Source organism: Butyrivibrio sp. AC2005, from assembly GCF_000424145.1.
Taxonomy (GTDB): domain Bacteria; phylum Bacillota; class Clostridia; order Lachnospirales; family Lachnospiraceae; genus Butyrivibrio.
This window is the reverse complement of the sequence record NZ_AUJI01000072.1, coordinates 1-10,442: the sequence shown is the minus strand read 5'-3', so window position 1 is coordinate 10,442 and position 10,442 is coordinate 1. Positions and strand designations below refer to the sequence as shown.

Genomic DNA, 10,442 nt, shown 5'->3' with positions numbered 1-10,442 from the left:
TGCTTGATAACCACAGTGTGCATACTTCAAGGAAAACAAAAGCTTTCTTGGAAACAATGCAAGGCAGATTTTTATTTGTATTCACTCCAAAGCATGGGTCATGGCTTAACATGATAGAAGGTTTCTTTGGCAAAATGACACGCCAGATGCTACGTGGAATAAGGGTAGGCACTAAACAAGAACTTGTTGATCGCATTTATCTATACTTTGAGGAGATAAATCAATCTCCGGTGGTGCATCATTGGAAATACAAAATGGATGAAATCGATGCAGCAGAGGATATAGCAAAAACGGTCTAGTTAATTTTTGCACGGACTACTAGTACAATTGTATCCGAGTAGTATGGAACGGTACAAATTGTTCCTTCAGGCATATCTACTGTGCTATACTCTGAAAAATTAAATAATTCTCTGACATTATGAAAAGCTTCTACTTCCTCATCACTCATTTTGGATTCTACTTCAGGTATCTTTGATGATCTTTCGTCATCCGATACTTCTTTAGATTTGGAAGCCATTTCATTTGTTCTTGTCCAAAATACAGCATCTACAGTTCCGCTTGAAAGGGCTGTAGCACGTCCGATACTATCAACAACAACGAGTTCTATATTTTTACCGATGCGCTGACTGATTTCTGCAAGTACTGCGGTATTGAATCCTGCGGGGGTTCCGTCGGCTGCCACATAATCCATAGGCGGAAGTGCTCCTGTAACAGCAACCTTAATGGTATCTGCGCTATCAATTGTAGGCATTGTAACGGGCTTTACCTCACTTCTGTTTATAAGCGCATCTATCTGTTCACTTATAAGCTTGTCCAAGGTGCCATCTTCTTTCATATCATTGATAGCGTTACTGAATTCATCTCTAAGTGTTTCATTTCCTTCCATCATGAGAGAAGCAAAGTCATTGCTCATAAGTCCGGATAATACTAAATTGGCAAAAGTATTGCGCTCTTTTCAAGATCAATTGTATACGCAAGTTGTAGATTATCATTAGTAGCGCAAAGATATTGTCCGGTCTTATTGTAAATCATCATTTCATCAATATCTCCGGCATTTAATGCCATTAACATGGAATCTAATGTATCATAGTAAATGATTTCTCTTTTTCCCGTAAATGGTTCAACATTTCTTTTCGTATAACCTTCTCTTCCCAATTGATGCTCAACATATTTCCAAGTTTGCCTATATTTATCCATTTCGTCTTCAGTCATGTTAAGCATGGTCAGAACGCCATCTTTGTAGATTTTGCCTTCTTCAGAAGAAGCTTCCGTTTGCTCTGAATCTGCATTAGCCTCATCTTTACTTATAGCCTCATCAGTTGCCTCGTTACTAACAGTCTCATTACTTGCTGCTTCATCATTTGCTTCACTACTGACAGCTTCACTGCTTGCCGTCTCACTGCTTACAGCTTCGCTATTTACAGATCCGCTACCGCCTTCGTCCTTCTTGGCACCACAGGCGCACATTGTCAGAATCATCGTAAGTACAAGCGTAATAGAAATAAGTTTTTTCATTATAGTTGTTCACCTATGAATCACCTAATAGCAGTTAGAAAATTCAGTCTTTTCTCGCAACCGCAACTATGATATCTGAGTAGTACGGAACGGTACAAATTGTTCCTTCCGGCATATCTACTTTATTATAATTTTCAAAATCAAGTGCTTCTTTGACCTTATTAAAAGCTTCTACTTCCTCGTCACTCATTTTTGCTTCAAGTTCTTCCAGTCTTGAAGCGCGTTCTTCATCTGAAAACTCTTGATATTTTGAAGACATTTGATTTGTTCTGGTCCAGAAAACTGCATCTACTGTGCCGCTTGAAAGAGCTGTAGCACGTCCGATACTGTCTACTACGACAAGTTCAATGTTTTTACCAATACGCTGACTGATCTCTGCAAGGACTGCAGTATTGAATCCTGCAGGAGAACCATCTTCAGCCACATAGTCCATTGGAGGAAGTGCTCCTGTAACGGCAACTTTAACAGTCTCAGCACCATCGATTGTAGGCATAGTTACAGGCTTTACATCGCCGCCATTAATAAGTGCATCTATCTGCTCACTTATAAGATTGTCCAGGGTGCCATCACCTTTCATATCGTTAATAGCATTACTGAATTCATCTCTAAGCGCTTCATTTTCTTCCATCATAAGAAAGGCAAAGTCATTGCGCATATGTCCGTTAAATAATAAATGGGCAAATGAATTGAGTTCTTTATCTAGGTTGACTGAATAAGCAAGCTGTAGATTATCATTAGTAGCGCAAAGGTACTGTCCAGTCTTATTGTAAATCATCAATTCATCAATATCTCCGGCATTTAATGCCATCAGCATTGAATCTAAGGTATCATAGAACACAACTTCTTTTTCGCCTCTTAAAGCCTTACTATTTGACTCAATATAGCCTTCATCGAGCAGTATCCTACTAACATATTTTCCGAGCATTCTAAATTTAGTCATTTCTTCTTCTGTCATGTTAAGCATGGTCAGAACACCAACCTTTGAGGATTCTGCGTTTTCTGCAGATGCTTCACTGCTTGCATCTTCAGCGCTCACAGCTTCACTACTGGCAGTTTCATTGCTTGAAGTCTCACTGCTTGCCGTCTCACTGCTTACAGCTTCGCTATTTGCAGTTCCGCTACCGCCTTCGTCCTTCTTGGCACCACAGGCGCACATTGTCAGAATCATCGTAAGTACAAGTGTAATAGAAATAAGTTTTTTCATTATAGTTGTCCTCCTATGAATCACTTATTAACAGTTCACCAATAGTTACATTTACATTTTTAAAGCTCAATCCAGATACGGTTTTTATCACCTTCCCAGTTGCAGCTTATACTTTTAGCCATCTTTTTTAGTATCGTAACTCCCAGGCCGTCATCATCCTGCTCGAAGGGATTGAATTCTTTTCCTCCGGAAGTTATGGCAAGCTCAGTCGTGCTCTTTGCTTCTGAATATGATATGTCTATGTTTACTTCGACTTTATCGCCTTTGGCATAGCAGCCATGCAGCATTTCATAGACAAGTTCCTCTGTGCATATCTGAAGGCTATATATTTTTTTATGATCTATGCCGTACTTTTCTCCGAAATCCTGTATGCCACCCTGAAGCGACATAAGGTCAAAGTCCTGCTCCTTTATTTCGTAGGTGAAATACTTGATCTTCTGAATGAATGCTATGGTCTTTTCACGCTTCGGATTATCAAATATTTCAGAAGGTGTCCCTTCCTCATAAATGCCTCCATCAGCAAGGAATAGCACTCTGTTCGCGACTTCCCTGGCGAAGTTCATTTCGTGGGTTACGATCAGCATGCTCATGTCACGCTTCGCAAGCATTCGTATCACCGCCAGCACCTCTCCTACCATTGGCGGATCCAGTGCACTTGTGGGTTCATCAAACAACAGTACCTTGGGTTCCATCATCAGACATCTGCAGATTGCGATTCTCTGCTGTTGTCCGCCGGAGAGTGCCTCGGGCCATCTGTGGGCTCTTGAAGACAAGCCAACTTTTGAAAGCAGATCCATAGCCTTTTCCTCGGCATCTTTTCGTGACATGCCCTTTAGCTTCACGGGAGCCAGACACAGGTTATCCATCACATCCATTTCTGAAAAAAGGTGGAATTTCTGGAATACCATTCCCATGCTCTGACGAATCTCATCCACGTTTGCACCTTTTCCAGTGATCTCGCGGCCATCTACGAAAATCTGTCCGGCGCTAGGTTTTTCAAGTAAGGTCAGTGACCTTAGGAGTACACTTTTCCCGCAGCCGGAGCCTCCGATTATGGCGATTCTGTCTCCTTTTTCAACCGTCAGATCTATTCCTTTTAATACCTCATTGGGACCAAAGGATTTTTTAATCCCTTAACTTCTATAAGACTCATACGGCTGGTCTCCTTTTCTTTTCACTTATCTTATCCGTGAGTGCGAAAATCCCAAACACTACGTAAGAAAAAGCAAGGTAGATCAGCATACCGATTGAAATAGTCAGAAGCGGCTGCATGGTTCTGGCCGCAGTATTATTGATTACTCTTGTGAGATCAGTGATCGTAACGTATCCGACAACACTTGTCCATTGAATGAGATTAACTATCGTAGACTGATAGACCGGCTTTGCTATACGCAGTATCTGGGGAAGTGTTACAAGTCGGAAGGTATCCCAGGCTGAAAATCCCAGTGTTCTCGCTGCTTCCGCCTGCCCTTTATCTGAAGCCAGAAGCGCTGAACGCAGAAGCTCTGCCACATGCGCGAACACATTAAGCGCAAAGGTAATGATGGCTACTGTGAGAGGTGTAAGACCTGCTTTGGCAAATACTCCGTAATATAGCAGCAGCAGGAGCATAAGCACAGGAGTTCCTCTAAGAATTGCAATATATCCGGTGGCAATCCCTTTGATTATCCGATTTTTGCGCGTTCTAAGAAGACATACCAAGGCGCCCAGCACAGTTCCCAGAATCAGTGCTGCAAACGATATCTGCACAGTAACCAGCAAGCCGCCCAGTATGGTCTTCCATGAGCCTCCGGCAATTACAATTTTGTATAATTTATCACTAAGAGTCATCACTACTCCTATTGTAAAAATTAGGCAATTACTTATTTAAGTATACTATCTGACATACCGGGCTATTATTAGACATGTATAATGTTTTTATAAAGTTTTTCTAATAAGATACTTTGCATAATCTGATCAGCATTAGGAGCGGGTGTCCTGAATCGCCTTGCGCGTGATGAAAGAACACTGAGGTTTCTAATAAAATATGGCCCCTTATGGATGTTCTTCTCATTTCTGAATTCAAACTCAAGCCCATTTTGAATACACCATTTTGCCTGCATTGCAATCTTTTTGTGTGAATTTGAAGAATCCCTATATGAGACTCCCTGGAATAACTCATTGCCATCAACTTTCTTAACCCATACATCAAAGAGGATCTTTTCTTCTTTGCCACCTACAAACACTGTGGTCTCAAGAGGATACTCGCAATACCACTCAACATCAGAATCCATTTCAAGGGTGAGGATGTTTTCATATTCAAGATTTGAGAATACAGCTACCCTTCTTCTGACCTTGCGACTGTAAAAAATCCAGTAATTACTGCCAAACTTAGAACTACGTGGCCGTTCAATAGGTTTTTCATAACGATACATACTATTAACTCCCTATAGTTAAAATAATATTGCTATATCGATAAGTTTATCGTCAGGTTACTTCATTTTCATTAAGGAGGCTCGGCTTTTTACAATTTTATCTTTAAAGGTTCGGCTTTTTACAAAAATAGCTTAAAAGATTCGGCTTTTTACAATTTGTAACTTTAAGAATTAAAGATAAACAGACATTTTTGTAAAAAGCACAAAAAAAGAAAGCCCATAATTTTGAGCTTTCTCTTAAATTTCTATTTAACATTTTTATGTTAATCTAACATCCAACAAATCAGATAAAAGTATACAAGGCTTATGGTTACATGCAAACTATAACCATGAACAACCACAGTTCAGGCATTTATATTGTTCCATGATTCGTCTGTGAAATGGAGACTTCACTACCTTTTCGATGATCTTGACATTTCTACTTCTGCATTCGGGGCAAAACTCATGCTGGTTCCATAGAGCTGCCAGGTAAGAATCATCTGCTATGTTCTGATCTTTTTCATTTTTATCCATTTTTTTCAGCTCCTTAGCTATGCCCTGTACAGAGAAAATTTATCCAAAGATTCGATTTTGCATGAGGGTCATATTTTAAATTATGACAGTATCGTCATAAATGAGACAATGCTAATATTTACCTGCGTTTGCAACACATATTGACACCGTTGTCATGTTATGGAGTCTAGATTTTTATTTCTGATTTTTCCATTAATCAAATCGGTCAATACATATTATCTCACGATAAAAAGTGGTCGCGATAACTATCGAGGCATATAGTTATCGCGACTTTTTTCTTTTAGTAAACGCTTCCTTCAGAGAACCCATAATTTTCTTCACCATCTAGGTCTGCATCGCCGCTTGCCTTTAAAAGCGCCTCTTTTGCAGCTTTATAGTCGACTCCTGCCTGATTCATTACCTTTTCAATGTCTTCAAGTGTGATTTTAATCATATTCTTCCTCCTTAAGCTTCCTTAACTACAAAACCAATTATCATTGCTACTATTAACAGAGGAAAAGCTATGTAAAGCAGTCCTCCAAATGCCATTGCTACAAGAATGAACGGCATAAATATCAGGTAGAAAGCTATCTTTATAAGACTCCATGAGAACTTAAAAGCAAATCCTATGAGCTTTCCTACAAAACCTAACATACAAAATATAAAAAGCATTGTCAGTAACATTATCATCACCATCCTTCTATATGTACCAACAACTGTTTCATGTCTATAGTCATATTGTAATCAAAAAGATGAATCTGTTACATATCATGTAGAGCAAAAAGTAATCTTATATTTTTCCTTCTGGGAGAAATATGGTTTTTAATATCCCATCAGCATCAGATCATTAGCAACACCAACGTAAAACTCCGTTATATCAGACACGCCTTCACCCTGCTTTCTTGTAAGCCTTATACGGCGCATGTCTACTTCGTCGCAGTGAGAAATTCCGCGCCTTGAATTACTTCGGACAATTCCCTTAAAGTTAGTCCACTTCACAGACTCAGGTGTAAGGAGTCCATCGTTTACTCCTTCAACGAGCCATACGACCAGACTTGGGAACCATAGGAAAATATCACTGAATGGACTTTTCATGGCAAATGCGTAGCTCTGGTAATAGGTTTCTGGAGCATCGGGATACTCAGCATTAAACTTTGCTGCCCCATCTGTAGTAAACGATTTGAATACGCTGTAGGAATCAGGCTGTTTGTCACCAAGAACTCTGAAAACAATATCCGTGCACTTTCCGGCTATACGGACAAGAAAATCCGGGAGCTTTAAAAGCTTATCAACCGTGACGGATCCGTTGTGCGGAGTACTCATGGTGGTTACTGATGCAACCTTATCTCCCAGTCCATACTTGCTATTGCGCATCTGATATCAAGGCCTCCTTTAGAATGGGCTATGACGTTAACTTTATCAGCCCCGGTCTTTTCAAGAATTTCAAATATTTTGTCACGAAGTACCAGCGCATTTGTCTCAATAGAAGCGTTGCTGTCCTGATTTCCATAGAATATCTGACAGCCTGCTGATTCAAGGGCAGCTGGTATTCTGCCCCAGTAGTTTAGATATTTACGGTCCCTAAATCCCATCCCGTGAACCATGAGAATAGGATATTTTAATTGTTTCTCCATAATAATTCCCCCAAATGCTTTTGTTTCTACCACAATACACCTATCTCCATCCCATGACCATTCCCATTTATTGCAAATAGAAAAGAGTTTTTTACAAAAAAAGAACAATAAACAATAAAAAACGGCGGCATTTCTGCCGCCGGGTCTATTTAGGAGTTTCCACCTACAGTATTAAAACTTATAACCTCTGCACCTTCAAGCTCTGTAAAGAGCTCCTCGTAGCGGCTTTTTGCAGTCGGTGCGTCATAATCTTCGAACTGGCTGTTGCAGGTCTTGTAATAGTATATTTCATTACCATTATCATCATATTCTTCATATGCTTCCTCAGTCTCGATAAGACAACCGCTATCTATCAGATATTTGAATATGAAATGGTGTCCGGCAACATAAAGATTTCCATCCTTTATTTTCAGTGGATCTGCTGTGCCGCTCGACGAAACTGTAGCGAGATATGTAGGAACTCCGTCTTTATAGTAGAAAATTTCAGAATCTATTGCTGCATAAACTCCGGATTCCCATTCGTATGTTCCGCTTGATACCAGAAGTATATCGGAATCTCCGATGGTGGCATTTGCATAGCCCATGCCATCTTCAAGCTTATCAACAATCTGTGTGAATGTATCACATCCGGAAATATCTATGGAAGACTTCTCAGCTGTTGCCACATATATATCTGCAGGGTTAAAGTCCGCAGGAGCATATGAACCCTCTGCGCCGTTCTCTGAATCAGATTCACCATCTACTCCGGGCTCGTTCTCTTGGCTATACATCTGCTCAGCAACTGCCTGGATGTCAAATCCGTCAAGGTCAGAAGCTTCGACAGACAGGGAATACGCTATTCCAATTTCAATATCGTACCAGGTACAAAGGTCGACCATGCCGTCATCTCCTACATAGCGGCTGACCTTGCCCTCCATATGCCCTTCACCCCAGTTAGCTAGGGTTTCATCATCTGTAGTAGTCCATTCATAGTACATGCCGGAAATATCTGCATATTCATCGGCTCCATACTGGGCTCTTGCAGTAAAATCCATATCATCCATACTAAAATCCAGCTGTATCAGCGGACCCTGGGCTCCGGGATCATCGCTCTTTTCCCCCATCATGCTCCAGCCTGTTACCTTACTGCCCTCGGGCGCTTTAAACAGGCGTGGACAGGATGATTTTGCTTCATCCTCTGTGCAGTCTCTCCAGGGATTTGCCATGCCTGTATTTTCTTCATTAGTTGCTGATTCTTCACTGCTTTCAGAAGTTTTCTCGCTCCTCTCCTCCTCTTTTTGCGCAGATTCAGTCTTGGAGAGGTCGCTTCCAGCATTAGTACTTACCTCTCCTTTGGTATTTGAACCGCACGCAACAAGCTGTGCTGCCATAAAGGATGCAATTATTAGGCTTACCAATCTCTTTTTCATCACATGTCTCCTCATGCTGTAAACTGACTATTATTACTGTCAACTACCACGCACCTAAAGGTACGTGGCTTGCGACTCCCCTGTAGTTCGTTGCAATAACTCCTACATTTTGTCGGTGTAACTTCCGTGGGGTCGCATCATGGGACGGTTGACACCGCCCCTTACGACAAAGATTTACTCTGCCGTAACTGTATCAGGTACTTGACTATCTTCAAGATAGTTGATTCCCATGCGGTACAGATTCATAGCTCCAATGCGGTCATCGTTTGATTTATAGCCACAGTTCTTACAAGTAAACAGATGCAATTTCTTATCACGATTGGCTTTTTCAATGTGTCCACATACAGGACAGCACTGACTCGTATAACGAGGGTCAACCTTAATAACAGTAGACTGATTCTGTTTAGCTTTGTAGATAAGTTTCTGTTCAAGGTCATAGAAAGACCACGATACGGAAACGTAGCGATCTTTGGTTCTGACACACTCTGTAGCATTACGAACGCCTGACAAATCTTCAAGAACAAAGAGCGTATGCTTCGGGTTGGATTCAACGAGTGCCTTTGATACCTGGTGGTTAACATCCTGCATCCAACGGTTTTCTCGCTGACCGATAGCTTTTAATCTACGTCTTGAAGATGGTGTCTGACACATTTGGAGTTCTTTACGAAGCTTAGAATAGTGAGCACGTTTCTGTTTGATGGCTTTACCGCTTACAAATCCAGACTTGTGCTTACTGTCATAAGTAGCAACAACAAAGTTAATGCCTCTGTCAATGCCGACAACATTGCAGATATCGGATATATTACTTTCTTCGACATCATAAGTGACAGGAATATGCAAAAAATACTTGCCATGCTTGTTTACGAGCTTGGCTGTGCCAAACTTATAGATTGTATGGTCAAAGTATTTAGACATGCCCTCGGCAAAATAAGGTAACTTGACACGACCATTCAGCGTATTTACTGAAAAGCAGTTTTGTGTAAGGGAATAATCTCTGTTCCAAACAAGGTCATACTGTGGTTTTTTGAAGGATGGCTGAATCCACTCCTTCTGATTTTCGAGGATGGTCTTATATCTTGCAATGACAGCCTTAAATACGGACTGAGCCATCTGAGATTTGAGTCCAAACATTTCTCGGAGTGTAGAGTACAAAGCCTTGTTAAGTGAGAACTGCTTTAGGTCGTGGGTGCGGAACACATAGTCAGATACATAATTACAGGCATCAGAATAAACAGACATGGTTTCATCAAGAAAAACCTTACTGTCTGCATTAACAGATATCTGAATTTTAGCTGTAACTGTCATCTGTTCCATAGTGTACCTCGTTGTTGTTTCACTAAATATATAATATAATATTTATTAGTGAAATTCAATTATTTGTAAGAAGTTTTTACATGGAAAACCAAGTTAAAGACATAATAATCGGCTCTTCAGGGGTAATGGTGGGTGAAAAATGCCATCATCCCCAGCATTTATGCTGATCATGCGCCTCGAGGTTTTCTGTTAGGAAGTGGAATACTCAAATCCGAGCATACTAAGTAGACCATATCGAGCATGTTTTGGATGTTGCGAAAACCATATGCCTTACGGATAATCAGCTTGATTTTGTTATTAGTAGCTTCAATTCGAGCGTTACTCATGCCTAGCCTTATTGCATTCAGTATGTGCTCCCTGTGACGTTTGATCTTGAGGTAAAGTTCCTTGAAAGCACCAATCCTGCTGTGACTTGCCCACCAGAGCCAACGATTGAGGGCGTCCTCTGCCTCATCCGTAT

Annotated in this window: 14 protein-coding genes; 1 reads left to right on the top strand and 13 read right to left on the bottom strand. The window is 40.7% G+C overall.

Annotation, left to right across the window (positions count from 1 at the left end; all coding sequences use genetic code 11):
- A partial coding sequence (locus G602_RS0116740) for a transposase (protein WP_026659993.1) occupies positions 1-299 on the top strand: 299 nt, incomplete at its 5' end.
- On the opposite strand, the gene G602_RS0116735 is transcribed toward G602_RS0116740, so the two are convergent.
- The 13 genes from G602_RS0116735 to G602_RS0116675 all read right to left on the bottom strand — a co-directional run.
- Complete coding sequence (locus G602_RS0116735) at positions 296-913, bottom strand: substrate-binding periplasmic protein (RefSeq protein ID WP_081676057.1); 618 nt, start codon at positions 911-913, stop codon at positions 296-298. The two genes, G602_RS0116740 and G602_RS0116735, sit on opposite strands and share 4 nt — an antisense overlap.
- A 14-nt stretch (positions 914-927) precedes the next feature.
- Entirely contained in the window at positions 928-1,515 is a 588-nt protein-coding gene (locus G602_RS27185) for a hypothetical protein (protein WP_044932557.1), read from the bottom strand.
- Between the two features lie 43 nt (positions 1,516-1,558).
- Positions 1,559-2,719: a transporter substrate-binding domain-containing protein gene (locus G602_RS0116725; RefSeq protein ID WP_026659991.1), complete on the bottom strand. Its 1,161-nt coding sequence runs from the start codon at positions 2,717-2,719 to the stop codon at positions 1,559-1,561.
- 59 nt (positions 2,720-2,778) lie between these two features.
- Positions 2,779-3,771 (bottom strand): ATP-binding cassette domain-containing protein, encoded by a 993-nt coding sequence (locus G602_RS31805; protein ID WP_305803862.1) that lies wholly within the window; start codon positions 3,769-3,771, stop codon positions 2,779-2,781.
- Between the two features lie 97 nt (positions 3,772-3,868).
- Positions 3,869-4,549 carry an amino acid ABC transporter permease gene (locus G602_RS0116715; protein WP_026659989.1) on the bottom strand — a complete coding sequence of 227 codons (681 nt, stop codon included), beginning with the start codon at positions 4,547-4,549 and terminating at the stop codon, positions 3,869-3,871.
- A gap of 68 nt (positions 4,550-4,617) precedes the next feature.
- A complete protein-coding gene (locus G602_RS29205; protein ID WP_049945294.1) occupies positions 4,618-5,133 on the bottom strand; it encodes a hypothetical protein in 516 nt (171 codons plus the stop codon).
- A 793-nt stretch (positions 5,134-5,926) separates the two neighbouring features.
- The gene (locus tag G602_RS30640; RefSeq protein ID WP_155829970.1) at positions 5,927-6,079 is read right to left on the bottom strand and encodes a hypothetical protein; all 153 of its coding nucleotides are present in this window, start codon (positions 6,077-6,079) and stop codon (positions 5,927-5,929) included.
- A gap of 11 nt (positions 6,080-6,090) precedes the next feature.
- On the bottom strand, positions 6,091-6,315 hold the full coding sequence (locus tag G602_RS0116695; protein WP_242835648.1) for a hypothetical protein: 225 nt from the start codon (positions 6,313-6,315) through the stop codon (positions 6,091-6,093).
- Between the two features lie 132 nt (positions 6,316-6,447).
- On the bottom strand, positions 6,448-6,999 hold the full coding sequence (locus tag G602_RS27175; RefSeq protein ID WP_049945293.1) for a hypothetical protein: 552 nt from the start codon (positions 6,997-6,999) through the stop codon (positions 6,448-6,450).
- Positions 6,954-7,259 carry an esterase/lipase family protein gene (locus G602_RS29200; RefSeq protein WP_155829968.1) on the bottom strand — a complete coding sequence of 102 codons (306 nt, stop codon included), beginning with the start codon at positions 7,257-7,259 and terminating at the stop codon, positions 6,954-6,956. The genes G602_RS27175 and G602_RS29200 overlap by 46 nt, the downstream gene beginning before the upstream one ends.
- 149 nt (positions 7,260-7,408) lie before the next feature.
- Positions 7,409-8,668: a hypothetical protein gene (locus G602_RS0116685; RefSeq protein ID WP_026659985.1), complete on the bottom strand. Its 1,260-nt coding sequence runs from the start codon at positions 8,666-8,668 to the stop codon at positions 7,409-7,411.
- Between the two features lie 174 nt (positions 8,669-8,842).
- Complete coding sequence (locus G602_RS0116680) at positions 8,843-9,982, bottom strand: RNA-guided endonuclease TnpB family protein (protein ID WP_026659984.1); 1,140 nt, start codon at positions 9,980-9,982, stop codon at positions 8,843-8,845.
- Between the two features lie 167 nt (positions 9,983-10,149).
- Positions 10,150-10,442: transposase (locus tag G602_RS0116675; protein ID WP_026659349.1), on the bottom strand; the 293-nt coding region annotated here is incomplete at its 5' end.